This is a genomic window from Martinezella sp. CNPSo 3964, assembly GCF_057784375.1.
The window spans coordinates 94,784-120,175 of record NZ_JBXSOW010000003.1; the positions used below are offsets into that span (position 1 = coordinate 94,784).

Genomic DNA, 25,392 nt, shown 5'->3' on the forward strand with positions numbered 1-25,392 from the left:
ACCAGCCGGGATTTTCTTTGCCTACTTCGTCTTGTCGGCCGGATAGGGCGTTGGCAGCAGAAGCAGAAGGCCGCCGGCGAGGAAGATGACGAGCGTCGCCATGCCGAGGCGGGCCGAGCCGCTCCAATAGGTCACCAGTGAGAAGAACAGGGTCGCCATGAAACTGGTGGCGCGGCCTGACAGAGCGTAGATGCCGAAATAGCGGCCGGCCTCCGAGAGGCTGACGCTGCGGGCAAGATAGGAGCGCGAGGAGGCCTGCACGGGACCAAAGGCGATGCCGATCAGCAGGCCATAGCCGATATAGGCCTTTTCCGCCGCAGTGCCGAACAGGCCGCCGGAGCTGACCGTGGAGAGCGGAACGAAGCCGAACAGCGTGAAGCCGGGACCGGTCGAGAGAATGCCGAAGGTGGCGATGAGCAGCAGCGTCAGGCTGATCATAACTGTCGTCTTCGAGCCCAGCCAGCGATCGACATAGCCGGCGGCAAAGCAACCGAAGATGGCGATGACGTTGAGAATGATGCCGTAGATGCCGATCTCGATCGTCGCCCAGCCGAACATGCCGGCCGCGAATGTGCCGCCGAGGATCAGCAGGCCGTTGACGCCGTCCTGATAGATCATGCGGGCGATGAGGAAGAGGCTGATGCCGCGCCGGCGCTTCAGCTCGCCCAAGGTCGCCGACAGCTCGCGCAGGCCCGAGCGAACGGCGGCGCGAAGTGGCAGGCCGCGGGCGGCGTCGGGCGTGAAGAGGAACATTGGCAGGATGAAGATGAGATACCAGACGGCGGAAATCGGTCCGGTGATGCGCGCATCCTCGCCGAGCGTGGCATCGAGGCCGAAGAGCGGCGTCTGGCCGAGAATGGTCCTGCCGGTCTGCGGATTGCCGGCGAGCAGCGCGACGACGGTGATCAGCACGATCATGCCGCCGAGATAGCCGAGCCCCCAGGCGGCGTTCGACAGCCTGCCGACGTCGTCCTTGCCGACCAGCCGCGGCATCATCGAATCGTTGAAGACGATGGAGAATTCGGCCGAGATCGAGGCGAGAATCATGAAGATGACAGGGTAGATGACAGGCGATCCGGGTGCTGCACCCCAGAGACAGAAGAGGCTTGCGATCTTGATGACGGCGAAGAAGGCGATCCACGGTTTGCGGGCGCCGGATTGATCAGCGATCGAGCCGAGAACCGGGGAGAGAATGGCGATGATCACCGAGGAGATCGTCGCCATGTTGCTCCAGGTCGTTTGCGCTGAGACAGGATCGGCCGTCAGCCGCGCAACGAAATAGGGGCCGAAAATGAAGGTGGTGACGACGGTGAAGAACGGCTGAGCCGCCCAGTCGAAGAACATCCAGCCCCAGATGCCGCGTGCCGGCACTTTGGCCGGCACGTCATTGTCAATTTCGGTTGCCACCAGATCCTGCCCCTCAATCCCTTACCCGTATGACGGGCCGGGGCGGACTGTGTCACCTTGCCCGGCCGTTCGCAAGATCGCTGAGCAGGCCGGCGGCGACGGTGATGCGGGCGAGGTTCGGATCGCCACTTTCGCTGAGGCCGCCGAGTTCTTCGGCGATGCGATTGATGCGGATACGGTCTTCCGCATGCCAGGCCTGAACCGGCTGCTTGTCCTTCGGATGGTTTGATAGCGCCGAGATGACGATATCGCGGCGGGCGCCGGCGATCTGGTCGAGGCTGCGCGCGAGCGCCAGGCTCTCGTAATGATCGCCGGTGACGATCCGGCTGCCGGCAAGCAGCAGGCGACCGACGCGGAAGGTCTGCGACACCGTGAAGTAGCTTTCGGCCGCCCGGTTCAGCGTATCGCCGGTGCGCTCGGCGATCTGCATGATTTCCGGTACGAGGACGAGCGCGTAGATCGTGGCGATCTCCGAAGCCAGCTTTTCCGGCAGGCCGGCAGCCTGGTATTCCGCTTCGCGAGCAGCGATCTCGGCCGCGAAATCCGCCGGGATGTGGCTCAGGAAAACGGGGCGCAACTTCTTCAGGGCTGCGCGAAGCCGGCTAACGGTTTCCTCGATCTCACCCTTCGCGGCCCCGGTCTTCAGTAGCAGGCGCGTCAGAACGGTGTAGACCTCGGTGATCTCGCCATAGACGCGGTTCTGCATCTGGCCGCCGACCTTGCCGTCCAACGCGTCGGTCTCGTTCCAGAGCCGGTCGAGATCGAAGCCATCGCGGGCGATGACGGCGGCCTTGACGACTTCCGCAGCCGATGCCGCCGTCGCGTCCATCATGCTGACGGCAAAGCCCGGGCCGCCACGGTTGATCGCTTCGTTGGCGAGCGCCGTGCCGATGATTTCGCGGCGCAGACGATGGCTCTCGATATCGGTGGCGTTCGAACGCTGCATCTTGGCCGGGAAATAGCGGCTGAGGGTTGCGGCGAAATAGGGATCGTCAGGCAGGTCGCTGGCGACAAGCGCGTCGAAGAGAACGATCTTGGCATAGGAGAGCAGCACGCCGATCTCGGGGCGCGTCAGCGGCCGGCCGTTGGCGTAACGCTCGGCGAAGGTCTGGTCGTCGGGCAGGGTCTCGACCTTGCGGTTGAGCTGCTTTGCTGCTTCCAGCACGCTCATGAAGCGGCTGAGTTCCAGGCCGTTGCCGGTGCCCTTGCGCTCCGTCAGCGAGATCGCCAGGGATTGCAGGTAGTTGTTGCGCAGGACCAGCAGAGCCACTTCGTCGGTCATGGAGGCGAGCAGCGTATCGCGCTTGGCGCGCGTCAGCCGATCGTCGAACATGGCATTGGCGAGTGCGATCTTGATGTTGACCTCGACGTCGGAGGTGTTGACGCCGGCGGAATTGTCGATGGCGTCGGAGTTGCAGCGCCCGCCCTTGAGGCCATAGGCGATGCGGCCCTTTTGGGTGACACCGAGATTGGCACCCTCGCCGATCACCTTGGCGCGTACTTCCTCGGCGGTGATGCGGATCGGATCGTTGGCGCGATCGCCGACTTCCGAATCCGTCTCCGACGGCGCCTTAACGTAGGTGCCGATGCCGCCGAACCACAAGAGATCAACGGGAGCCCTGAGGATCGCCGTCATGATCTCGAAAGGTGTTGCGACTGACTTGTCGATGCCGATGGAGGCGACCGCCTCCGGCGTCAGCGTCACCGATTTGGCCGAGCGGGAGATGATCATCGCGCCCTTCGACAGGACCGACTTGTCGAAATCCTGCCAGCTGGAGCGCGGCAGATCGAAAAGACGCTGGCGTTCGGCAAGCGTCTTTGCCATGTCCGGATCGGGATCGATGAAGATATCGCGGTGGTCGAAGGCGGCGAGCAGGCGGATCTTCGGAGACAGCAGCATGCCGTTGCCGAAGACGTCGCCGGACATGTCGCCGACGCCGACGACGTTGAAGGGCGTCGTCTGGATATCGATGTCCATTTCGCGGAAGTGGCGCTTCACGGTTTCCCAGGCGCCGCGGGCGGTGATGCCCATCTTCTTGTGGTCATAGCCGGCCGAGCCGCCCGAGGCGAAGGCGTCGTCCAGCCAGAAGCCGGCTTCCTGCGCCAGCGCATTGGCGGTGTCAGAGAAGGTGGCGGTGCCCTTGTCGGCGGCGACGACGAAATAAGGATCGTCGCCATCGAGCCGTACCGTGTCGGCCGGCGGGATGATATCGGCGCCGGAGATATTGTCGGTGATCGACAGCAGCGTGCGGATATAGGTCTTGTAGGCTTCGCGGCCAGTGTTGAAGATCTCGTCGCGGCTGCCGCCGACCGGAAGCTTCTTCGGATAGAAGCCGCCCTTGGCGCCGACGGGCACGATGACGGCGTTCTTGACCTGCTGTGCCTTCACCAGGCCGAGCACTTCGGTGCGATAGTCTTCCGCGCGGTCCGACCAGCGCAGGCCGCCGCGTGCCACCTTGCCGAAGCGCAGGTGCACGCCTTCCACTTCGACGCCGTAGACGAAGATTTCGCGGAAGGGGCGCGGCTCGGGCAGGCCATCCAGCAGCTTCGGATCGAGCTTGAAGGCGAGCATGGCCTTCGGCGTGCCGTCTGCATTCCTCTGGAAATAGTTGGTGCGCAGCGTCGCATCGATGGCGTTGACGTAGCGGCGCAGGATGCGGTCGTCATCAAGGCTCGGAACGTCGGCGAGCTCGGTCTCGATGGCGGTATGGAGGTCGGAAAGCTTCTTCGTGCGGTTCTTGTCGCTGAGTTTCGGATCGAGCGTGTCGTGGAACAGGCGGAAGAGCGAGGCAGCGATGCGCGGATACTTGTCCAACGTCGCAGAGATATAATCCTGCGAATAGGCAATGCCTGCCTGGCGCAGATAGCGGGAATAGGCGCGCAAGACGTTCGTCTCACGGGCGGAGAGGTCGGCGGAGACGATCAGCCGGTTGAAGGCATCATTGTCAATCGTGCCGCCGAAGGCGGCGAGGAAGGCCTCTTCCAGAGCAGCACCATGGCGGGCGAGATCGATGGTCAATCCGCCCCGAGCCTCGAGTTCCATGTCGTGCAGTACGACATGGCCGGTCGAGCCGTCCTTGGCCGTGACGTAGATATCGAAGGTGCGCTCGCTGATAACGTTGAAGCCGAGATTTTCGAGCAGCGGCACGCGGCGCGACAGTGCGAGGTTGCCATCGCCATGGAAGATCTTCAGCGAGAGAATGTCGCCCGCCTCGTCCTTGCGGATATAGAAGCCGATACGGATCGGCTCGGCACCGGCCGTGGCGACGATATCGGGCAGGTCGGCAAAGGCGTCTTCCGGCGAGAAAGCTTCCTGGAAAGCCTGGCTGACGGAGATGTTCGGCGCCTTCGGACCTGCCAGCATGACGAAACGCTCATCCCAGCGGGCGGTGATGGCGCGGATCGCCTCTTCCAGCTTGGCTTGGGGAACGTGTGGCGTCTTGCCGGCGCTACGGCCGATGATGAAGTGAACGCGGGCCACGCCGCCTTCCGGGAAAGCCGGATAATAAGCGGAGACGCGGCCGTCATAGACTGACTTCAGGTAGTTGCCGATCTTCTCGCGGACGACGGAATCATATTCCTCGCGCGGGACATAGACGATGACGGAGACGAAGCGGTCGAAATGATCGATGCGCGGCAGCGCCCGCACACGCGGCCGGTCTGTCAGGTCGTTGATCTGCTCGGCAAAGCTCGCGAGCAGCGTCGTATCGATCTGGAAGAGATCGTCGCGGGGGTAGGATTCCAGCGTGTTCTCGAGCATGCGGCCGGAATGGCTTGTGGGATCGAAGCCGAAGTGATCCTTGACCTTCTGCACCTTCGAGCGCAGCAGCGGCACTTCAATTGCGGCGCTGGTATAGGCGGTGGAGGTGAAGAGGCCGACGATGCGCAGCTCGCCGGTGACGTTGCCATCCGTGTCGAAGCGCTTGACGCCGACATAATCCATATAGGCGCGGCGATGGACGACCGACTTGACGTTGGCCTTGGTGACGATCAGGAAATCCGGCCCATCGAGGAAGGCGAGGATTTCAGGCGTCGTGGTCACCTGGTCCTTGCCCTGTCGGAGGACGCGGACATCCGGATTGGAGAGGATGCCGAGGCCGGTGCCGCGATCGCGCTCCACCTTGGCGTTGGCGCCCTTGCCGGAATAGACATATTCGCGCATGCCAAGGAAGGTGAAGTTGCCGTCTCTTAGCCAGGCAAGGAAGGCGAGCGCTTCGTCGCGATCATTCCTGCGGCGGCCGGCCGCTTCGTAGGTGGAAAGCTCGGAAATGACTGTGTCGAGGCGCGACAGCATCGGCTTCCAGTCGGAAACGGTGAGATGCGTCTGGTCGAGCACGGTCTGGACCCGCTTGGTCAGATCCGTTGCTTGCGCCGTCGATAGGGGTGAGAGATGCAACTGGATATGGCTGACGCGATGGGCGGGGTCGCTCGGTTGATCGGCTGAATAGAGGCTCGGCTGCTTGCCTTTCTCGATGATCAGGATCGGATGCACCGCCATATAGAGATCGCGGTAGCTGCTGGTCACTTCGCCCATGATCGATTCATAGAGGAAGGGCATGTTGTGGTCGGTGATCGAGAGGATCGACACGGCAACGCCATCGGGCTCGATGTTGGCGACCTGCTCGATGCTGACGCGCGGAGAGGTGCCGCCCCAGGCCGCGAGTTCCTTGGCCGCATGCGTCGCGGCAAGAGCCAGCATCTCCGGGCTGTAAAGCTCCATGTCGTCGTTGCTTGCCCGGCCGAACAGGATTTCGGGATCAAGGTGCGCCTCGCCCGTTGCCGCCGCTATCTTGCGTGCCGCTTCGATCTGTTTTTCCCGTTTCGGATTGGTCTTGGGCGCCATGGAATTCCTCCCGATTTTTGAATTTTGACGACAGTAGCAGAAGGTTTAGCGAAAAAACTGGCAAAAAGAATGCGAATTTGGTTGCTTTCGGACTGATTTTGGCCGGTTTTTTTAAAAATCTTGCCGGAATGCGCGATCTCGATGCAAAGCGGATGTCATTAGTGTGAAATTGGCGGAGTGGGCTCGTCAACAGAGGTTTTCATGACTCTGTGAAGTGCGGTTGACAGAGTGCCGCCAAAGGGATCATCAACGGCGCCATGGCAGTTTGAAGCCCTGAACTTGAAAGCTAGCATCATGTCGCAAGTGTCCGCCGGCGCCGTTATCGTCATCTCCAGCCATGTCGTCCGAGGGTCGGTCGGCAATCGTGCGGCCGTCTTCGCGCTGGAGACGCTCGGCCATCCGGTGTGGGCGCTGCCGACGATCGTTCTGCCATGGCATCCCGGCCATGGGCGTTCGACGCGGCTAACCTTCAACGAGGCGGATTTCGACCATGCGATCGACGATCTCATCGCCGCACCCTGGCTTTCCGAGGTCAGGGCGGTGCTGTCGGGCTATTTCGGCAATGCTGCGCAGGCGCTTTCCGTCGCCCGGCTGGTAACGGCTTTGCGGGAGAAGAACCCCGATCTCCTCTATGCCTGCGATCCCGTTATTGGCGATGCTGGCGGGCTTTATGTGCCCGAGGCGACGGCGGAAGCGATCCGCGACCACCTGATCCCGCTGGCATCGCTGGCAACGCCGAACCGCTACGAGCTTGCCTGGCTTGCCGGTGCACCGCTCGAGGATAACAACGCCATCATGGAGGCGGCTCTCGCGCTCGGGCCGTCGCGCATGCTGGTAACGTCCGCCGTGCCGATGATGGCCGGCGGCATCGGCAATCTCTATCTCAGCGGCCGAAATGCGCTGCTTGCAGAACATCGCAGCGTGGAAGGCGCGCCGAACGGGCTTGGCGATCTCTTGTCCGCCGTCTTCCTGTCGCGCCTGCTTTCCGGCATGGATGAGGAGCGGGCGCTGCAACTGACGACGGCCAGCGTCTTTGAGGTGCTGGCGCGCGCCGTCAAACGCGGCAGCAACGAGCTGACGCTGGCCGTCGATTCCGCAAGCCTGTCGACGCCGATGGCGATGGTGCAGCTGCGCCATCTTGTTCATCCGGCACAGCGGAAGAAAAAATAGCGGTTCGCGACGGTTAACGCTTTTTGCAGCGCAGCAGTTGCCATCGGCCGAAGCGCGCTGTAATCCAATGTCATGCAAAGCTTTCCCGACACCCTTCTGAACGGCTATCGCAATTTCATGAGCGGGCGTTACGTCGATGAGCGCGAACGCTATCGCACTCTGGCGGAACTCGGCCAGAACCCGTCGACGCTCGTGATTGCCTGTTGTGACTCCCGCTCGGCGCCGGAGATCATCTTCGATGCTGGCCCGGGAGAGCTCTTCGTCATCCGCAATGTCGCCAATATGGTGCCGCCCTACGAGCCGGACGGTAATTTCCATTCGACCTCGTCGGCGCTTGAATTCGCGGTTCTGTCGCTCAAGGTCTCCGACATCGTCGTCATGGGTCATGGCCGCTGCGGCGGCATCCGCGCCGCGCTCGATCCCGATGCCGAACCGCTCTCGCCGGGTGACTTCATCGGCCGGTGGATGGCATTGCTGAAGCCGGCTGCCGAACAGATCAAAAGCAATGACATCATGACGCAGACCGAGCGTCAGACGGCGCTGGAGCGTATTTCGATCCGCAATTCGCTGGAAAATCTGCGCAGCTTTCCCGAAATCAAGGCACGCGAGGAAGAAGGCAAGCTGCGCCTGCACGGCGCGTGGTTTGATATTTCGACCGGCGAGCTATGGATCATGGACCCGGCTACGCGCGATTTTATCCGCCCTGACGTTTAAGGGGCCGGTCGCCTGGTGGGGCCGAAGGCAGATCAAATGAAAAGGCGCTGCTGACCATCCCGTCGCAGCGCCTTTTTAATTGATGAGATCAGGCTTACTTGCCGTCGATCTGCTGGCCGATATAGGCGATCGCCTGCTGATAGACCTTTGCGTCATTCCAGCCGGCGATGGCGGCGAAATTCGGCTCGCCGGGCTGATAGCCGGCGCCCGGCTGCCAGCCGTGGCCGCGCAGGAAGTTCGCAGTCGAGGCCAGCGCATCCGCGCGCGAGCCGACCAAGTCTACCCTGCCATCGCCATCTTCGTCGACGCCGAAGGCAACGACGTTTTTCGGCATGAATTGCGTCTGGCCGATTTCGCCGTGAGCCGCGCCGCGCGCCGACGGGCTGAGATAGCCTTCGCCCACAAGCTTCAGGGCGGCGTAGAGCTGCTCGGTAAAGAATGCGGAACGACGGCAGTCAAAGGCAAGGGTCGAGACGGCTGAAAGCGTATGCTGGTCGCCCATATAGCTGCCGAAGCCGGTTTCCATGCCCCAGATGGCGATGATCGGGCCTGGGGGAACGCCGAAGCGCTTCTGTATCTTGGCAAACAGCGCCGCATTGGCTTGCTTCATGCTCTTGCCGCGATTGATGATCGTCTGGCCGCCACGCTTCTTCATGAATTCCTCGAAGGAAAGCTTGAAGCTCTTCTGGCCGCGGTCGGCGCGGATGGTGGCCTGGTTGTAATGAACGTTGGCGAAGGCCCTGTCGAGGGTGGACGGGCTGACGCCCTGTCCCTGCGCTTCCCGCTTGAATTCCTGCACCCAGTTTTCGAAGCCGGCGGAGGTGTTGCTGCAAGAGGCGGCATTTGCCGCAAGCGGCATTCCCAGCAGCAACCCGCCCGCCACGAGAGCCGCCATTCCAGACTTTGTGAAGCGCATTCAGTGTCCCCGAAATCTTACCGCGATGCGAACGCGGTAACCGTTTTCAATGGCGCGCAAACCCTTGGAAGCCAGGGGATCGCGCGCGTTTAGTCGCCACCGGACCATGCCAGCATCCGACCATCATGTCATCATATTTTAGCGACCGATGTTTTCGTTTCATGTGAAACATCGCCGCCAAAATCATTCAGAAAAGCCCCGCCTTTCGTTTGAAATGGCGAGGCTTCCATTCAATCCTGAATAGCCAGAGAGGGTTTATAAACCGTAAATTGGTTTACAGATCCTTATGCAGCCTGCTTGCGCGGCTTGATGAGGCCGCGATTGACCAGCAATTCGGCAATCTGGATGGCGTTGAGCGCGGCACCCTTGCGCAGGTTGTCGGAAACGACCCATAGGTTGAGGCCGTTCTCGACGGTCGCGTCTTCACGGATACGCGAAATATAGGTCGCATCTTCGCCGGCGGATTCGTAAGGCGTGATGTAGCCGCCGTTTTCGCGCTTGTCGATGACGAGGCAGCCCGGCGCTTCGCGCAGGATGTCACGAGCCTGATCGGCTGTGATCTCGTTTTCGAACTCGATGTTGACTGATTCCGAGTGGCCGATGAAGACGGGTACGCGCACGGCCGTGCAGGTGACCTTGATCTTCGGGTCGAGCATCTTCTTGGTTTCGGCCAGCACCTTCCATTCTTCCTTGGTGTAGCCGTCTTCCATGAAGCTATCGATGTGCGGGATGACATTGAAGGCGATGCGCTTGGTGAACTTCTTCGCTTCGATCGGGTCGGCGACGAAGACGGCGCGGGTCTGGTTGAACAGCTCGTCCATGCCGTCCTTGCCGGCGCCGGAGACCGACTGGTAGGTCGAAACGACGACGCGCTTGATCTTGGCGAAGTCGTGCAGCGGCTTCAGGGCGACGACGAGCTGCGCGGTCGAGCAATTCGGGTTGGCGATGATGTTGCGCTTGGTGAACTGCGCGACGGCATCCGGGTTTACTTCCGGCACGATCAGCGGCACGTCGGCGTCGTAGCGCCAGGCCGAGGAGTTGTCGATGACGACGCAGCCCTGGGCGCCGATCTTCGGCGAGACCCGCTTCGAGACGTCGCCGCCGGCCGACATCAGGCAGATGTCGGTGTCGGAGAAATCGTAGTTCTCCAGGTTGGAAACCTTCAGCGTCCGGTCGCCGAAGGATACCTCGGTTCCCTGCGAACGGGCCGATGCGAGTGCCACGACCTCATCGGCCGGGAAACCGCGTTCCGCGAGGATATTGAGCATTTCGCGGCCAACATTCCCGGTCGCGCCCGCTACTGCAACTTTGAAACCCATTTCTCAAGCTCTCTTTCTCTTCTCTCCTCTTGGGCGAAGGGGGGAACCGTGGCCATGACGACCGGTTCCTGTCCCCAGCCGAGCCGGGGAGAGAGCGGCAGGCCAGAGACGTCAGACGGTTTTCGTCGTCGTTTTGGCCTTGGTTTTGGAAGAAACCGGAAAACAGACATCCTGCCCGGCATATTCAGCCAAGTGACTGCAGCTATCGATCTGTTCGAAGCGAACCATGGAAGTCTTCCTTTTCCGTCGCCGGTTCTAAGATGTTTTCCACAGGAGTCAAGGATTTCCTCGCTGGCATCGCTGCCGGAGCGAGGAAATCGGGATCATTGCAGACCGCCTTCAACTGATCGTGTTCGAAGGTCGCGGTCTCAGATGTCAGCGGTTGGACTTGCGCGTGATCTCGAACAGGAACCAGGTGCGGCGCTCCGTCTCGTCCAGCCAGTTTTCGAGGAGGCTTGCTGTGGCGATATCGCCATATTCATCGCAGACATCGTGAACGGCGCGGATTTCGGCTGACAGTTTGAGATTATCATCAGCCAACTCGGCAAGCATGTCCTGCGGATCGACATATTCGGCGTCATTGTCGGGGATACGCTGCAGCTTGGCGATCTGGCCGATCGAGTGGAGGGTCGTCCCGCCGATCTTCCGGCAACGCTCGGCCATGGGATCGGTCATGGCGAAAATCTGATCGCCCTGATCATCGAGAAGAAGGTGATAATCACGGAAATGCGGGCCGCTCATGTGCCAGTGAAAATTCTTGGTTTTCAGATAGAGGGCAAAGACATCCGCCAGCAGCGCGGTCAGCGCTGCGGAAATATCGCGCGTCGCGTCTTCGCTGAGATTGGTGCGAGTGCCCAATTTCGATTTGGTATTGGCGGTATTCATAAAGGCGTCCTCCGTTTGTTATTCACGACAGCCATCGCCGACGGATCTTAAGGGAGTTCGATGACATTCGCTGCGGCGTGGGATCGCATTGAAGACTGGATCTGTTTTGAAATTTCGCGGTCGAAAGGTCGCTTCGCGGCACAGTCGGCTGCGCTGACATGCGGAAAACCCGAACAGCTCTACTAAATAGGAAAATGAGGTGGTTTGGCAATCGCCTGCTAATGTATTGGCAGGGCACGCGGTTATGCCGCGCGGAAGGACACCGCCCTCGTGTCGGAGGGCGATGTTTCAGTTGATGAGTTACTTCAAGCCACCGCCGACATAGATGGTTTCGCCGGTCACCCAGGCGGCATCCTGCGAAGCAAGGAAGACGGCGACCGGGGCGATATCGGTCGGCTGACCGAGGCGGCCAAGAGGCGTCTGGGAGACGAGATGCTTCTCGAAATCGCTGCCGATGAGGCCCGCGGTAACGACGCCTTCGGTTTCGACGCCGCCAGGCGCCAGGTTGTTGACACGGATATTGCGTGAACCGAGCTCCTTGGCGAGGATCTTGGTGATGGAATCCACGGCGGCCTTGGTTGCGGTGTAAACGGACGCAGTCGGCAGGTTCATGCTGACGGCGTTGGAGCCGATGTTGATGATATTGCCGCCTTCCGGGCCGAAATATTTGACAGCTTCCCGGCTGGTCAGCAGCGTGCCGAGCACGTTGATATTGAATTCACGATGGAATTCTTCCTCGGTGAACTCCTCTATCGGCGCAAATTGATAGACGCCGGCATTGTTGACGAGAATATCGACGCGGCCGAAGGCCTGCTTGGTTTCGGCAAACAGCTGTTTGACGTCTTCGGATTTGGAAACGTCGCCGTGCACGGCGAGCGCCTTGCCGCCCTTGGCGGTGATCTCGGCCACTACCTTGTCGGCACCTTCGCGGCTCGAGGCGTAGTTGACGACAACGGCTGCACCCGCCTCGCCCATCGCCTTGGCGATACCGGCGCCGATGCCCTTGGATGCTCCGGTCACGATTGCGACCTTGCCTGTCAATTTGCTCATGTCAGCTTCCTTCGGAGATTATTAGACAGTTTTACAATCATCAAATCATTTGGCGCATGCGACCCGAAAACCGTTTCGCATCGTCACTTTGATATTTAGATAATCATCTAATTGATACAAGAGCCACAGCAAGAAATGCTGATGGCATGGATGGAAGTGTCAGATCTTGGAAAGCTCTGCCATATAGGCGTTCAGCGTGTCACGGCGCAGCACGAGGTTCGCGAACTTGCCTTCGCGCTGGATCTCGATGAGACCGGCATTTTCAAGTTCCTTGATGTGATGCGACATCGTCGCGGCACTGACGGTGTGGCATTCGTTCAGGATGCTGCAGGGCGTGGGCTCAGTCCGTATGCCGATCTCCTTCAGGATCTGCACGCGTCGCGGCTCGGCAAGTGCTCGGGAAATCAATCCCATCTGCCTTTCGCTTAAACGTATCGGTCCGGCATCCATGGTATTCATCGCAAACGGAAACGAAATCGGGTTGACCACCTTCAGCCACCCCTACCTTGCCAGATATATGAATGCGCGAGGGCCTTGGCAACCTTTGCGATGCAGGCGTGACAAGCTCAGGAATCGGCCTGTCGAGGCTTGCCGCTTTTGAAAAGCGGCAGTCGCGGCGTCGGCCAGCCGGCGGCGTTGATACGGAAAAGCAGGCCGTAGCGCGCATAGACGATCGCCACCATGAAGGAGAACCAGCCGCCGAGCGCCAGGCCGGCTATCACGTCGCTCGGATAGTGGGCGCCGACCATGACGCGGGTGATCGCCAGCCACAGGGCGCAGACCGCGAAGATGTAGCGATAGCGCGGGAACAGGAAGGCAAGCGCCACGAACAGGGCACCGATGGTGGTCGCATGGCCCGACGGGAAGCTTTCGAAGCTGGCGCGGCCGTTGAAGGGCGAGAAGCCAAAGGGACCCCAATCGGCAAAATGTGTCGGACGCGCGCGGCCGATGGCGCGCTTCAGCAAATTGGCAAGGAGGCCGGAAAGCGCAATGGTCGTCAGCAGATAGCCGCCGATCTGGCAGATGCGCAGCGCCTGGCAGCGACAGCGTTGGGAATGCAGCAGCCTGCTGCCGGCCCAGCCCTCGACGAGCAGGAAGGCGCTGACGAGGAGAAGCCAGCCGGATTCGCCGAAATTGGTCAGCATTCCTCCGACGAAGCGAATGGATGGCGACAGGCTTTTCAGGGTCGCGCCGACGGGCCAATCGAACAGGAGAGCCGAAAGAAGTACGACATTGGCGGTCAGAAAAAGGCAAATTTTCCAGTGAGATGGTGCAAATGCCGCATCGCTTCGCCGCCAACGCCTGTCGAGAGACGTCAAGATCGCCTGCATAATCATTGCCTATTGTCGATTTCCAATCACCTCGACAAATAACAGGCTGTTGTTACAGTTTTTCTAATTTTCTAAAAATTAACGACACGAGCCGAAGCGGCGATCGTGGGCTCAGACGAGACTATCCTGCTTGCAATGAAAAGCCCCGTTCCGGCGAAGAACGGGGCCTTCGTGTTTCACGTGAAATATATCAGGCGACTTATGCCGGCGATTATGCCGACAGGGCCTTGAATTCGGCGAGGATGGCGTCGCCCATTTCGGCGGTGCCGACCTGGCGGCTGCCTGCCGACATGATGTCGCCGGTGCGGATGCCGCTGTCGAGCACGTTGGCGATCGCCTTTTCCAGCGCGTCGGCTTCGGCAACCAGGCCGAAGGAGTAGCGCAGGCACATGGCGAAGGAAGCGATCATGGCGATCGGGTTGGCGATACCCTTGCCAGCGATGTCGGGTGCGGAGCCGTGCACGGGCTCGTAGAGCGCCTTGCGCTTGCCGGTCTTGGCATCGGGTGCGCCGAGTGAAGCGGACGGCAGCATACCGAGCGAGCCGGTGAGCATGGCCGCAACGTCGGACAGCATGTCGCCGAACAGGTTGTCCGTCACGATGACGTCGAACTGCTTCGGCTGGCGAACGAGCTGCATGCCACCGGCGTCAGCCAGCATATGTTCGAGCTGCACGTCGGAATATTTTTCCTTGTGCGTCGCGGTGACGACCTGGTTCCAGAGCACGCCTGATTTCATGACGTTGCGCTTTTCCATCGAGCAGACGCGGTTGTTGCGGGTGCGCGCCAGTTCGAAGGCGACGCCGGCGATGCGCTCGATTTCGTAGGTGTCGTAGATCTGAGTGTCGATGCCGCGCTTCTGGCCGTTGCCGAGGTCGATGATTTCCTTCGGCTCGCCGAAATAGACGCCGCCAGTGAGTTCGCGGATGATGAGGATATCGAGGCCGTCGACCAGCTCCGGCTTCAGCGAGGAAGCTGATGCCAGCGCCGGATAGCAGATGGCCGGGCGCAGGTTGGCAAACAGCTGAAGATCCTTGCGCAGGCGCAGCAGGCCGGCTTCCGGGCGCACTTCATAAGGAACTGCATCCCACTTCGGACCGCCGACGGCGCCGAAGAGCACGGCGTCAGCCGCCATCGCCTTTGCCATATCTGCATCGGAGATCGCCGCGCCATGGGCGTCATAGGCGCTGCCGCCGACAAGGCCCTCATCGGTGACGAAGCCGGCATTCTTGGCCTCGTTCATGTAAGCGATGATCTTGCGAACTTCGCCCATAGCCTCGGGACCGATGCCGTCACCCGGCAGGAGGAAGAGATTGCGAACTGTCATGGGAAAGCCTCCGCGAAAGAAAAAGTTGCGGGGTTTTTAGACCTGCAAATGCGGCTTTTCAAGCGAGGAAGAGACCGAAACGGTACGGTTTTCGGGCTTTTGCGGCTACCCACCCGCCCTCGCCCTTCGAGACGGCCTTGCAGGCCTCCTCAGGGTGAGGGCTGGTGCTTTTGCACTTAACAGGAGGGGCCGCCTGATCCTTCGACAGGCTCAGTATGAGGGCGGAGCGGGTTGATAGTCTGATGAGGAGATTAGCCCTCATGGTGAGAAGGCCCGAAGGGCCGTCTCGAACCACGAGGGCGGATGGTTTGCGTTGCTTTATCCTTACTCGGCGAGGCCGAGCGAAGCGAGGTAGGCTGCTGATGCCGGGATCTTCGACTTGTCCTTGATCTCGACGATCAGGCGTGGATTGCTGTTGAGCTTGCCAAGGGCGGCAAAGACGGCGCGCCAGTGGATGCTGCCTTCGCCGAGGCTCCAGTGACGGTCGGCATAGCCGTCGGCATCCTGCAGGTGGACATGCTGCAGGCGGTTGCCGGCGGCATGGACGTAATAGTCGACCGGCGGAGCGCCCGTGTAGCCATGGGCGTAATGGGCGTGGCCGGTGTCGATCGAAACGGCGACGGCGGGCGAATTGAAGCTGTCGGCGAGGCCGACGCGGATATGGGGATCCTTGTCCTCGATGTTCTCGATGACCATGGTGAGCCCGATGTCTTCGGCGCGCTTGACAGCTTCTTTCAACGTCAGGTGCGTGTATTCGATGATCTTCTCGCGCTCGCCCTTGTTGTTGTCGAGGTTGTTGTAGGACCACGACGTATAGGGGCTATGGATGACCATCTGCGTGGCGCCGATATTGGCGCAGACGTCGAGGGCCTGCAGCAGGCGCTTGGTGACGACGGCGCGGACATCCGGGTCCTGCGAGGCGATGACGAAACCCCAGAACGGGCCGTGGATGCCGAGGCGGCCCTGATGGCCGTCGAGCAGCTTGCGGGCGCGCTCGGCAAGCGGAGCCCAGTCGCCGCTCAGGATTTCGGCTTCGACGAAGCTCTGCAGCTCCAGATCGCGCGGCTTTTCCAGCAGCCAGTTGCGATGGATTTCGACGTCGTCGAGCGTCATGGCGGCGCCAACAATGGGAAGGGAGGTCATGGAGAAGCTCCAGTGTGTGGAGAGGAATTAGGGGGGTGGGAGAGAGGCCCGAAAGCTCTCAGCAGGTCTGTATGGACCCCCTTCTTGTCGAACATATTACAGCGGACGGGAAAGATGGTGCCTGAGCCGTTTTAACGGAATAGTCCCCTCTCCCCGCATGCGGGGAGAGGGGACCTTTGTGTCCGAATGAAAAAAGCCGGGCTGTAAGGCCCGGCTTCTAAACGCTAGAGATAAGGATAAGCCGATCAGGCGGCCCAGGGGCGCGATGCGGCGTTCGTCTTTTCGAAAGTGTCGATCGCGGAGGATTTTTCCAGCGTCAGGCCGATATCGTCGAGGCCGTTCAGCAGGCAGTGACGCTTGAATTCGTCGAGTTCGAACTTCAGCGAGCCGCCGTCCGGGCCGGTGATTTCGAGGTTTTCCAGATCGACCGTCAGGATGGCGTTGGAGCCGCGCGAAGCGTCGTCCATCAGCTTGTCCAGATCTTCCTGGCTGACCTTGATCGGCAGGATGCCGTTCTTGAAGCAGTTGTTGTAGAAGATGTCGGCGAAGCTCGTCGAGATGACGCAGCGGATGCCGAAATCGAGCAGCGCCCAGGGAGCGTGTTCGCGCGAGGAGCCGCAGCCGAAATTGTCGCCGGCGACGAGGATCTTGGCGTTCTGGTAGGCCGGCTTGTTCAGCACGAAATCTTCGTTCGGCGTGCCGTCTTCATTGTAGCGGGCTTCAGCGAAGAGCCCCTTGCCGAGACCCGTGCGCTTGATGGTCTTCAGATAATCCTTCGGGATGATCATGTCGGTATCGACATTGACGACCGGGAGGGGTGCTGCGACACCGGTCAACTTCACGAACTTGTCCATGGGGTCCTGCCTTCATTTTCGTCTAAGCACGAATTATCCTGCCAATAGAGCAAATCCGGCCCGAAATGAAGGAGAATCTTGGAAATGCTCTAAAAGGCGGCGCTTTGGTCGCCCTTGCCCTTCAGCACGTGGCTTGAACCGGGCAAACGGGTGCCAGCGGCCGGCAATGGGCCGCCCTGCCCTGCTTTCAATCTCAGAGATCGATGATGGTGCCGCGACCGTCGTTCCAGATGCGCATTTCGCGCTGGCCGTTCGTCTTCGCCTTGGCGCGCACCGGTGCCGGCTTCATGCGCAGCGAAATCGCGCGGGCTGCCATCAGCACGGTGAGAATAGCGCCGACGGCAAGCGTGACCGAAACGGTAAACAACGCCATGGCTGCAAACACGGTGATACCGGCAAGCGCGATGAACAGGGAACGGATATTCTGCATGGTCGAGACCTCTCTACAGCAAGCAATGTGGCCCTCTTCCCTGTCATCTGCAAGAGGAGCATGGCTTTTTGTTGACTTGCCTGGCGCGTAAAAGCGCGGCAAAACGGCACAATGAGCCAATCTGAGAGCCAGAATCCCCCTTCCCGCCCCGCCCGGGTGCGCCGCTCGGTCTTGAGCGTTCCCGCCATCAACCGTCGTGCGCTGGACAAGCTTTCGAGTCTCGATTGCGATGCCGTCATCTTCGATCTCGAGGATTCGGTGGCGCCGGAGAAAAAGGCCGAGGCGCGGGAGAATCTGCGAGCCTTCTTTGCTGTCGCGCCGCTGCCGGGCAAGGAGCGGATCATCCGCATCAATGCGCTTTCCTCCAATTTCGGCGCCGACGATCTGGCGCTGGTTGCGGAGCTGGAGCCGGATGCGGTGCTGCTGCCGAAGGTGGACGAGCCGCAGGATGTCATGATGGTCGGCGACTGGCTCACGGAAGCCGATGTGCCGGAAGACTTACGCATCTGGGCGATGATCGAAACGCCGCGCGGTATCCTGAACGTGGCTGCGATCGCCGAGGCTGGTCGTACGGCCGGCAGCCGGCTCGATTGTTTCGTGGTCGGCCTCAACGACCTCAGAAAGGAAACGGGTGTCCTGCCGCAACCCGGCCGCCCCTATCTCGTGCCCTGGCTGATGCAGGTGATATTGGCCGTCAGCGCTTATGGGCTCGAGGCCATCGACAGCGTGTTCAACGATTTCAAGGATGCCGAAGAATTCGAGGCGGAATGCGGCCAGGGTGTCGCCATGGGCTTTACCGGCAAGATGCTGATCCATCCGAGCCAGATCGAGGCCGCCAACCGGCATTTCGGCCCGGCTGAGGCTGCCATCGCCGAGGCCGAGGCCATCATATCAGCCTTCGCCGAGCCGGGCGCTGAAGCTCTCAATGTCGTGAACATCGGCGGGCGGATGGTGGAGCGGCTGCACCTTGTCCAGGCGGAAAGACTCATTCATAAAGCTCGCCTGATCGAGCAGCGTTCTTCGGGCGCTGCCGCAGCGCCCCGCACCGGAGCCTGACTGTCGAATTGCCCGGCCAAACACGAAAGATGCCTTGATGAAACTCTATCGCTTCCTCACCGGTCCTGATGACGCTTCCTTCTGCCACAAGGTGAGTGCAGCGCTGAACAAGGGCTGGGAGCTATACGGCTCGCCGACCTATGGCTTCAACTCCGCAAGCGGCCGGATGGAATGCGGCCAGGCCGTCGTCAAGGAAGTGGCCGGCAAGGATTACGATCCGGATATGAAGCTTTCCGAGCAGTAAGCGTCGATTGAAGTTCTTCACCCTGGCCGCCTACGGTCGGGGGGGCGATATCATCGATCCGTCGCTTCTTCGGCGCTTTCCTCGATGCGCTCCATGTCCTCGTCGCTCAGGCCGAAATGGTGGCCGATCTCGTGGATCAGGACATGGGTGATGATGTCGCCGAGGGTTTCCTCGTTTTCAGCCCAATAGTCGATGATCGGCCGGCGGTAGAGGCGGATCTTGTTGGGCATGTCGCCGGTCTGGGCAGTGAAGCGCTCCGAGATGCCGCGGCCTTCGAAGAGGCCGAGCAGGTCGAAAGGGGTTTCCAGCGCCATATCCTCGAACACCTCGTCATCCGGGAAATCCTCGATGAGAATGACGAGATTGCCGGTGAGCGAGCGGAATTCGTCCGGCAGGTGGCTGTAAGCCTCCATTGCCAGAGATTCGAATGTGCTGATGGAGGGCGAGTGGCGGTCCCGCCAATCTTCGCTCTGGTCGACGCGAGCCATGAATATTCCTTCCTTGGCTGGTCATATAGAGACTTTATGCTGCTTTTACGAGAGCGGATTAGTGTATGGCGCCGAAAAGTGTTTGAGCGGTTTTCGGGCGCCATCATGCCCTACTTCTTTGATTCTAGAGCGGATTTAGATTTTAGGTCATTTCAACCTGAAATCATCCAACTCTGAGCAGAGGAATATTTTCTCATGAAATGGTGTTGACTCTTTCTCCAAGCTCTGGAATCCATAAGAACATAACAGGAACATTATCGATCTGGAGTGAACGTCATGGCCGAGGCTGCCGTGGCGCGGGAAACGCTTTTTGCCCTGCGTGAAACCATTGCCCGACTGGAAGGCAGGCCGATCCCGGCACTGGCAGCAGCGGCGCGTGAAACGCTGGCAGACAGGCCGGGGATGGGGACGGCGGGCATTGCGAAGCCCCTGCCCGCGCAACCCGGACTTTCCCAGCCGCTCCTTCCGATCGGCGTCGATGATCTCGACGCGGCGCTGCAGGGCGGCCTGCCGCTCGATGCACTGACGGAAATCCGCTCGCACGGCCTGCGCGATGCCGGGGCGGCAAGCGGTTTTGCTTTGGCGCTCGCAGCGCGGCTGCATGCGCAAGCGTCGGATACGGCCGTGTCCAAGTCCCCGGTCCTGTGGATCGGCGATACGGTCGCGACGATGGAGGCGGGCGTACCTTATGCCATCGGCGTCAGCGATTTCGGGCTGGAGCCTGCGGCTTTCCTGCAGGCCTCGCCGCGCAAGCTGGACGATGCGCTCTGGGTGGCGGAGGCAGCACTTGGCAGTGCCGCCTTTGCTCTCGTCATTCTGGAAGTGCGCGGCAATCCCGCCCGTTTCGGCCTGACCGAAAGCCGGCGGCTGGCGCTGAGGGCCAAGGCGGCGGGGCGGCCCTTGTTTCTGTTGCGACAGGGAGGCGAGGAGGAGGCAAGCAGCGCCCTCTTCCGCTTTTCGGTCGAACCCGCGCCGGCGCAGGCGCGGCCCCTGCCGGACGGATCGGTGCTTGGCGGCAGCATCGGTCATCCGGCCTTTCGTCTGACCTTGGAAAAAAGCCGAAACCCGGCGCCTCTTTCCATAACCCTGGAGTGGAATGCCCATGACCGCCGCTTTGCCCCTATCCTCGACACTCAACGCCCTGCCTTTCCCGGCGAACACGCAGCGCATTCTGGCGCTGACCTTTCCGCATCTGCCGACCGACCGCATCGCGCGCAAGCGCTGGGGTCTGTCCTGGCGTTCGACAGGCAGGCTTGAAGCGCCGCCGCTTGCTTGTGCCGGCAAGCTCAACAATGCCATGCGACTGACAGCTCTTAACGAGCGCGCGGAGATGATCGGCTTGAAACAGGGTCAGGGCGTGGCCGAGGCGAAGGCGATCTGTCCCGATCTCGATGTGGTCGAGGAGGATCCGGCGGCGGACCGCAAGCTTCTGGAGGCGATCGCCGACTGGTGCGACCGCTATACGCCGCTGGTGGCGATCGACGGCAAGGATGGGCTTTTCCTCGATATTACCGGCTGCGCCCATCTCTTCGGCGGCGAAGAGGCGCTGCTCGAGGACATCCTGATCCGGATTTCCCGGCTGGGCTTCGATGTGCGCGGCGCCATTTCCTCCGCGCCGGGCCTGTCCTGGGCCGTTGCCCGCTTCGACGACAGCCGTGTCGTTCCTCCGGAGGCGATGGAAGAAGCCCTGGCGCCGTTGCCCGTCGCCTCCTTAAGGCTCGGAGAGGAAACGGTTGCGGCCCTGCAGAAGATGGGCCTGAAGCAGGTGGGCGATCTTCTGGCCGCGCCGCGAGCGCCGCTTGCCCGCCGTTTTGGCGCGCAACTGCTGTTGCGGCTCGACCAGGCCGTTGGTCTCGTCGAGGAGCCGATCTCGCCGCGCCGCCCGGTCGCGCAATTGTCGGCCGAGCGCCGTCTGGTCGAACCGGTACAGGCGGAAGAGGATATTCTTAAGCTTGCCCGCCAGCTTGCCGAAACCCTGAAGCCGGGGCTGGAAGCACGCGGTGTCGGCGGCCGTTCCTTCGAACTTCTGCTTTTCCGGGTGGACGGCGCGGTCTTCCGCATCGCCGCCGGTGCATCGCAGCCGCTGCGGGAGCCGAGCCGGATTTCAAGCCTGTTCACGGAGCGCTTCGGCGCCATTCATGACGATCTCGATGTCGGCTACGGTTTCGAAATCATCCGCCTCAATGTGCTTCAGCATGCGCCTTTCGATGCAACGCAAGGCGATTTCGTCGGCGAGGACCGCCAGGAAGGGTCGCTTGCCGCCTTTGTCGATCGCGTGGCCGCGCGGCTGGGATCGGACTGCCTGCAGGGGTTCGAGCTGCGACAGAGCCATATCCCCGAGCGGGCCGTGCGGCCGCTGCCGGCCATGGCGATCCTCGCTTCGAAGCGGCGCACAGGCAAGGAGGATGCCGGCCATGGCTTCTTCCGCGGCGAGCGGCCGCTGCGGCTGTTCCGCATGCCGGAGCTGGTCGAAACCATTGCCGCCGAAGTGCCCGATGGCCCTCCTCGGCAGTTCCGCTGGCGGCGGGTCATGCATCGGGTCAGCCGGGCCGAGGGGCCGGAGCGGCTTTCGGCGGAATGGTGGCTCGAAGAAAAGGAAGAGCCTGCCCGTGATTATTTCCAGATCGAGGATGAAGAGGGTCATCGTTTCTGGCTGTTCCGCAAGGGGCTTTATGGTCGCGGTGGAACGGCGCCGGACTGGTACATGCACGGGGTCTTCGCATGAACGCGCGCCCGAGCTTTCACGAACCCGTACCCTTCTGCGAGATTGGAGTCAGAACCAACTTCTCCTTTCTCGAGGGAGCCTCGCATCCGGAAGAGATCGTGGCGCAGGCCGCCATCCTGAGACTTTCCGGATTTGGGATTGCCGACCGCAATTCGGTTGCAGGCGTCGTCAAGGCGCATGCGCATACCAAGCTTCTCCAGGCGAAACATGAAGACATCATCAAGGAAAATCTTCTGCTTCGAGCCCAGGGAAAGCCGGAAAAGCCGTTCCTGAAGCCGGTTCGTTTCCAGCCTGGCGCCCGTCTGGTGTTTTCGGACGGCACACCTGACATTCTTGCTTATCCTCAGAACCGCAAGGGCTGGGCGCATCTCTGCCGGCTTTTGAGCGCCGGCAATCTACGCGGCGAGAAAGGCACCTGCATCCTCACTGAAAGCGACCTCGTGGAATGGGGCGACGAGATGATGCTGGCGTTGGTCCCCGATGCGACAAGCGTCGAGACGCCGGAGGGGCAAGAAAAGCTGGAGCAATGCCTGAAGCGGCTATGGATGCGCTTCGGCAGGAAGCTGCATATGGTCCTGTCGCCGGCCTATGACGGGCGTGACCGGATGACCTTTGCCACGCTCTCCATTCTGGCGCAGCGCAATGGCGTGCGACTGATCGCCAGCAACCAGCCGCTCTATCACGCGACCGAACGCAAGCCGCTCGCCGATATCGTGATTTCGATCCGGGAGCATGTGCCGATCGCCGAAGCCGGCTTCAGGCTGGCGGCCAATGCCGAGCGCTATATGAAGGATGCTGGCGAGATGGCGCGTCTCTTTCGAGATTATCCAAAGGCCATCGCCAATACGCAGAAGTTTTTTAGCCGGCTGTCTTTTTCGCTGGATGAGCTGAGGCACAATTATCCCGACGAAAGTGTTCCTGGCGAAACCGTCTCGGAAACGCTGGAGCGGCTGACCTGGGAGGGGGCCAGATGGCGCTATCCTGATGAGATTCCCGCAGAGGTCGTCAAACAGATCAATGACGAGCTTATTCTTATCCGCGAGCGGCAATATGAGCCCTACTTCCTGACGGTGCGCCGCATCATGGAGTTTGCCCGCAGCCGGAACATTCTATGTCAGGGGCGCGGTTCGGCCGCCAACTCCTTGGTCTGCTATTGTCTCAGGATCACGGAAGTCAATCCGAAGATCACGACGCTTTTGTTCGAGCGCTTCATCTCGACGGAGCGTGAGGAACCACCTGACATCGACGTCGATTTCGAGCACGAGAAGCGTGAAGAGGTCATCCAATTCATCTACCGGCATTACAAGATGGAGCATGCCGGGCTGACGGCGGCGGTCACCAGCTACCGGGCGCGCTCGGCCGGCCGCGAAGTGGCAAAAGCCTTTGGCCTGTCGGAGGATGTGCAGTCGGCTCTTGCAAGCGGTGTCTGGGGCTGGTCGACGGAGGATCTGTCCGAGCGCGAAGCGAAGATTGCCGGCCTCGATCTTAACGACAAGACGACACAAAACGTCCTTTCCTATGCCTCGACGCTGATGGGTTTTCCGCGGCATCTGACCCAGCATGTCGGCGGTTTCGTCATCACCCGGGATCGGCTGGATGAGGTCGTGCCGATCATGCACACGGCGATGGACGATCGCTACATGATCGAGTGGAACAAGGACGATCTCGACAATCTCAACATATTGAAGATCGACGTGCTGGCGCTCGGCATGCTGACCTGCCTTGCCAAGGCTTTCGATCTGCTTTTGCTGCATTACGACGTCAAGAAGGAGCTCGCCGATCTTGGTTACGCCAATTACCCGGATGGCGAACCTGTCTATGACATGATCTGCCGCGCCGATACGATCGGCGTTTTCCAGATCGAAAGCCGGGCGCAGATGAGCATGCTGCCACGTCTGCGGCCCCGCGAGTTCTACGATCTGGTCATCGAGGTGGCGATCGTCCGCCCCGGTCCGATTCAGGGCAATATGGTGCATCCCTATCTCAAGCGACGGGAGGCCAAGCGGGCGGGGAAAAAACTCGACTATCCGAGTCCGGAGCTGGAGGCGGTGCTAAAACGTACGCTGGGTGTTCCTCTCTTTCAGGAACAGGCGATGCAGATCGCCATTACGGCGGCTGGATTTAAGCCTGCGGAAGCGGACAAGCTGCGTCGGGCTATGGCAACATTCAAGCGAACCGGGACTATCCATACTTTCGAGGAGAAGATGGTCGAGGGTATGGCCGCGAAGGGGTACGACCGTGAGTTCGCCAAGAACTGCTTCGAGCAGATCAAAGGCTTCGGCGAATATGGCTTTCCGGAAAGCCATGCGGCGTCCTTTGCCCTGCTCGTCTACGCCTCTTCCTGGCTCAAGGCCTATTATCCCGATATCTTCTGTGCGGCGATCCTCAATGCTCAGCCCATGGGCTTTTATGCGCCGGCGCAGCTGGTGCGCGATGCGCGCGAGCATGGCGTCGAGGTGCGGCCGGTGGATGTCAATCATTCGAGTTGGGATTGCCTGCTGGAAAAGGCGTCTTTCGACCGCAGTTCGGTCGAGCAGCGTCATGCGTCGATGCGCGAGATCATCAAGACGCAATGTGCCGTCCGCCTCGGTTTCCGGCAGGTCAAGGGCCTGTCCGAGGATGAGATGAAGCAGCTGGTCGAGCGCCGTGGTGATGGTTATCGCTCGGTGCGCGATCTCTGGCTACGATCCGGACTTGCCAAGGCGCAGATCGAGCGTCTGGCGGATGCGGATGCGTTCGGTTCCATCAGCCTCAGCCGGCGTGAGGCGCTTTGGGCGGTGCGGGCGCTTGATGCCAGCAGCGCTGCCGAAAAGCTTCCCCTCTTCGATCTCGGCGACCATGCGGATCTGCAGTTCGAACCGGCGGTTTCTCTGCCCGAGATGCTACCCGGCGAGCAGGTCACCGAAGATTATCGCTATCTGTCCATGTCGCTGAAAGCGCATCCGGTTTCCTTCCTGCGCGCCGATTTCGCGCGGCAGGGTATTGTACGGAGCCGGGAACTGCCCGGTGTCGCCAATGGCCGGATGGTGACGATCGCCGGGCTGGTGCTGGTGCGCCAGCGGCCGGGCTCGGCCAAGGGGGTGATCTTCATGACGCTCGAAGACGAGACTGGCGTCGCCAATGCGATCGTCTGGCCGAAGAAGTTCGAGAAATACCGTGCCATTGTCATGGGGGCACGATTGGTGAAGATCCGCGGCCGCCTGCAGAGCGAAAGCGGCGTCATCCATGTGGTGGTCGATTATATCGAGGATATGACGCCGGCACTCGGCATCCTACAGCGCGAGGCAAGGCGTTTCGGCGTCAGCGACCGGGCGGATGAGGCGCTACGGCCGACCATGGATCACAGGCAGAAGAAAAAATCTGCCCTGCTGCCGCGTCCATCCGGTGCAGGGACAGCGGCGGAAGGCCGCAGCAATGGCGTGGAAACGGCAAAGGTCATGCCGCGAGGTCGCAATTTCCATTGAGATTCTGGGAGATTCGAGGCCTTTCATCC

The 25,392-nt window shown here is 60.9% G+C and carries 20 protein-coding genes; 7 read left to right on the forward strand and 13 right to left on the reverse strand.

The window, feature by feature from the left end:
* Positions 1–21 precede the first annotated feature (21 nt).
* On the reverse strand, positions 22–1,410 hold the full coding sequence (locus AC13Q5_RS10980) for an MFS transporter (protein WP_488502003.1): 1,389 nt from the start codon (positions 1,408–1,410) through the stop codon (positions 22–24).
* A gap of 49 nt (positions 1,411–1,459) precedes the next feature.
* Positions 1,460–6,250, reverse strand: coding sequence for an NAD-glutamate dehydrogenase (locus AC13Q5_RS10985; RefSeq protein ID WP_488501670.1), 4,791 nt, complete (start codon positions 6,248–6,250; stop codon positions 1,460–1,462).
* A 294-nt stretch (positions 6,251–6,544) separates the two neighbouring features.
* On the opposite strand from AC13Q5_RS10985, the gene pdxY reads away from it, so the two are divergent.
* Both pdxY and AC13Q5_RS10995 read left to right on the forward strand, forming a co-directional pair.
* Positions 6,545–7,420 (forward strand): pyridoxal kinase PdxY, encoded by an 876-nt coding sequence (gene pdxY / locus AC13Q5_RS10990; RefSeq protein ID WP_349956840.1) that lies wholly within the window; start codon positions 6,545–6,547, stop codon positions 7,418–7,420.
* A 72-nt stretch (positions 7,421–7,492) separates the two neighbouring features.
* Positions 7,493–8,134, forward strand: a complete 642-nt coding sequence (locus AC13Q5_RS10995) for a carbonic anhydrase (protein WP_488501671.1) — start codon at positions 7,493–7,495, stop codon at positions 8,132–8,134.
* A gap of 94 nt (positions 8,135–8,228) precedes the next feature.
* On the opposite strand, the gene AC13Q5_RS11000 is transcribed toward AC13Q5_RS10995, so the two are convergent.
* The 10 genes from AC13Q5_RS11000 to AC13Q5_RS11045 all read right to left on the reverse strand — a co-directional run bounded on the left by AC13Q5_RS11000 (position 8,229) and on the right by AC13Q5_RS11045 (position 17,386).
* Positions 8,229–9,050: a lytic murein transglycosylase gene (locus tag AC13Q5_RS11000; protein ID WP_075853371.1), complete on the reverse strand. Its 822-nt coding sequence runs from the start codon at positions 9,048–9,050 to the stop codon at positions 8,229–8,231.
* Positions 9,051–9,334: 284 nt separating this feature from the next.
* On the reverse strand, positions 9,335–10,369 hold the full coding sequence (locus AC13Q5_RS11005; RefSeq protein WP_075853372.1) for an aspartate-semialdehyde dehydrogenase: 1,035 nt from the start codon (positions 10,367–10,369) through the stop codon (positions 9,335–9,337).
* Positions 10,370–10,744: 375 nt separating this feature from the next.
* Positions 10,745–11,254, reverse strand: coding sequence for a Dps family protein (locus AC13Q5_RS11010; protein WP_075853373.1), 510 nt, complete (start codon positions 11,252–11,254; stop codon positions 10,745–10,747).
* A 300-nt stretch (positions 11,255–11,554) separates the two neighbouring features.
* Positions 11,555–12,304, reverse strand: a complete 750-nt coding sequence (locus AC13Q5_RS11015; protein ID WP_349956836.1) for an SDR family NAD(P)-dependent oxidoreductase — start codon at positions 12,302–12,304, stop codon at positions 11,555–11,557.
* A 159-nt stretch (positions 12,305–12,463) separates the two neighbouring features.
* Positions 12,464–12,718, reverse strand: coding sequence for a winged helix-turn-helix domain-containing protein (locus AC13Q5_RS11020; protein WP_488501672.1), 255 nt, complete (start codon positions 12,716–12,718; stop codon positions 12,464–12,466).
* A 152-nt stretch (positions 12,719–12,870) separates the two neighbouring features.
* Positions 12,871–13,635, reverse strand: a complete 765-nt coding sequence (lpxE, locus tag AC13Q5_RS11025) for a lipid A 1-phosphatase LpxE (RefSeq protein WP_075853793.1) — start codon at positions 13,633–13,635, stop codon at positions 12,871–12,873.
* A 211-nt stretch (positions 13,636–13,846) separates the two neighbouring features.
* Entirely contained in the window at positions 13,847–14,959 is a 1,113-nt protein-coding gene (gene leuB, locus AC13Q5_RS11030; protein ID WP_349956834.1) for a 3-isopropylmalate dehydrogenase, read from the reverse strand.
* Between the two features lie 324 nt (positions 14,960–15,283).
* Positions 15,284–16,102, reverse strand: a complete 819-nt coding sequence (locus AC13Q5_RS11035) for a sugar phosphate isomerase/epimerase family protein (protein WP_488501673.1) — start codon at positions 16,100–16,102, stop codon at positions 15,284–15,286.
* A gap of 245 nt (positions 16,103–16,347) precedes the next feature.
* Entirely contained in the window at positions 16,348–16,956 is a 609-nt protein-coding gene (gene leuD / locus AC13Q5_RS11040; RefSeq protein WP_075853378.1) for a 3-isopropylmalate dehydratase small subunit, read from the reverse strand.
* A 193-nt stretch (positions 16,957–17,149) separates the two neighbouring features.
* Complete coding sequence (locus tag AC13Q5_RS11045) at positions 17,150–17,386, reverse strand: hypothetical protein (RefSeq protein ID WP_075853379.1); 237 nt, start codon at positions 17,384–17,386, stop codon at positions 17,150–17,152.
* 111 nt (positions 17,387–17,497) lie between these two features.
* Here AC13Q5_RS11045 and AC13Q5_RS11050 point away from each other — a divergent pair, with 111 nt between their 5' ends.
* Together AC13Q5_RS11050 and AC13Q5_RS11055 are read left to right on the forward strand one after the other, a co-directional pair.
* Positions 17,498–18,442: an HpcH/HpaI aldolase/citrate lyase family protein gene (locus tag AC13Q5_RS11050; protein WP_488501674.1), complete on the forward strand. Its 945-nt coding sequence runs from the start codon at positions 17,498–17,500 to the stop codon at positions 18,440–18,442.
* Positions 18,443–18,479: 37 nt separating this feature from the next.
* Positions 18,480–18,686 carry a DUF1737 domain-containing protein gene (locus tag AC13Q5_RS11055; protein WP_037155128.1) on the forward strand — a complete coding sequence of 69 codons (207 nt, stop codon included), beginning with the start codon at positions 18,480–18,482 and terminating at the stop codon, positions 18,684–18,686.
* 50 nt (positions 18,687–18,736) lie between these two features.
* Here AC13Q5_RS11055 and AC13Q5_RS11060 read toward each other — a convergent pair whose 3' ends face one another.
* Complete coding sequence (locus tag AC13Q5_RS11060) at positions 18,737–19,174, reverse strand: metallopeptidase family protein (RefSeq protein ID WP_075853381.1); 438 nt, start codon at positions 19,172–19,174, stop codon at positions 18,737–18,739.
* Between the two features lie 276 nt (positions 19,175–19,450).
* Between AC13Q5_RS11060 and AC13Q5_RS11065 the strand changes: the two genes are divergently transcribed.
* The 3 genes from AC13Q5_RS11065 to AC13Q5_RS11075 are packed head-to-tail and all read left to right on the forward strand — an operon-like array spanning position 19,451 to position 25,363.
* On the forward strand, positions 19,451–20,431 hold the full coding sequence (locus AC13Q5_RS11065; RefSeq protein ID WP_488501675.1) for an ImuA family protein: 981 nt from the start codon (positions 19,451–19,453) through the stop codon (positions 20,429–20,431).
* Between the two features lie 40 nt (positions 20,432–20,471).
* The gene (locus tag AC13Q5_RS11070; RefSeq protein WP_488502004.1) at positions 20,472–21,899 is read left to right on the forward strand and encodes a Y-family DNA polymerase; all 1,428 of its coding nucleotides are present in this window, start codon (positions 20,472–20,474) and stop codon (positions 21,897–21,899) included.
* Positions 21,896–25,363 (forward strand): error-prone DNA polymerase, encoded by a 3,468-nt coding sequence (locus AC13Q5_RS11075; RefSeq protein WP_488501676.1) that lies wholly within the window; start codon positions 21,896–21,898, stop codon positions 25,361–25,363. The genes AC13Q5_RS11070 and AC13Q5_RS11075 overlap by 4 nt, the downstream gene beginning before the upstream one ends.
* Positions 25,364–25,392 lie beyond the last annotated feature (29 nt).

Coding starts and splice junctions, on each gene's coding strand:
- AC13Q5_RS10985 (WP_488501670.1), bottom strand. CDS start 6,250: ATGGCGCCCAAGACCAATCCGAAACGGGAAAAACAGATCGAAGCGGCA.
- pdxY (WP_349956840.1), top strand. CDS start 6,545: ATGTCGCAAGTGTCCGCCGGCGCCGTTATCGTCATCTCCAGCCATGTC.
- AC13Q5_RS10995 (WP_488501671.1), top strand. CDS start 7,493: ATGCAAAGCTTTCCCGACACCCTTCTGAACGGCTATCGCAATTTCATG.
- AC13Q5_RS11000 (WP_075853371.1), bottom strand. CDS start 9,050: ATGCGCTTCACAAAGTCTGGAATGGCGGCTCTCGTGGCGGGCGGGTTG.
- AC13Q5_RS11005 (WP_075853372.1), bottom strand. CDS start 10,369: ATGGGTTTCAAAGTTGCAGTAGCGGGCGCGACCGGGAATGTTGGCCGC.
- AC13Q5_RS11010 (WP_075853373.1), bottom strand. CDS start 11,254: ATGAATACCGCCAATACCAAATCGAAATTGGGCACTCGCACCAATCTC.
- AC13Q5_RS11015 (WP_349956836.1), bottom strand. CDS start 12,304: ATGAGCAAATTGACAGGCAAGGTCGCAATCGTGACCGGAGCATCCAAG.
- AC13Q5_RS11020 (WP_488501672.1), bottom strand. CDS start 12,718: ATGGGATTGATTTCCCGAGCACTTGCCGAGCCGCGACGCGTGCAGATC.
- lpxE (WP_075853793.1), bottom strand. CDS start 13,635: ATGCAGGCGATCTTGACGTCTCTCGACAGGCGTTGGCGGCGAAGCGAT.
- leuB (WP_349956834.1), bottom strand. CDS start 14,959: ATGACAGTTCGCAATCTCTTCCTCCTGCCGGGTGACGGCATCGGTCCC.
- AC13Q5_RS11035 (WP_488501673.1), bottom strand. CDS start 16,102: ATGACCTCCCTTCCCATTGTTGGCGCCGCCATGACGCTCGACGACGTC.
- leuD (WP_075853378.1), bottom strand. CDS start 16,956: ATGGACAAGTTCGTGAAGTTGACCGGTGTCGCAGCACCCCTCCCGGTC.
- AC13Q5_RS11045 (WP_075853379.1), bottom strand. CDS start 17,386: ATGCAGAATATCCGTTCCCTGTTCATCGCGCTTGCCGGTATCACCGTG.
- AC13Q5_RS11050 (WP_488501674.1), top strand. CDS start 17,498: ATGAGCCAATCTGAGAGCCAGAATCCCCCTTCCCGCCCCGCCCGGGTG.
- AC13Q5_RS11055 (WP_037155128.1), top strand. CDS start 18,480: ATGAAACTCTATCGCTTCCTCACCGGTCCTGATGACGCTTCCTTCTGC.
- AC13Q5_RS11060 (WP_075853381.1), bottom strand. CDS start 19,174: ATGGCTCGCGTCGACCAGAGCGAAGATTGGCGGGACCGCCACTCGCCC.
- AC13Q5_RS11065 (WP_488501675.1), top strand. CDS start 19,451: ATGGCCGAGGCTGCCGTGGCGCGGGAAACGCTTTTTGCCCTGCGTGAA.
- AC13Q5_RS11070 (WP_488502004.1), top strand. CDS start 20,472: ATGCGACTGACAGCTCTTAACGAGCGCGCGGAGATGATCGGCTTGAAA.
- AC13Q5_RS11075 (WP_488501676.1), top strand. CDS start 21,896: ATGAACGCGCGCCCGAGCTTTCACGAACCCGTACCCTTCTGCGAGATT.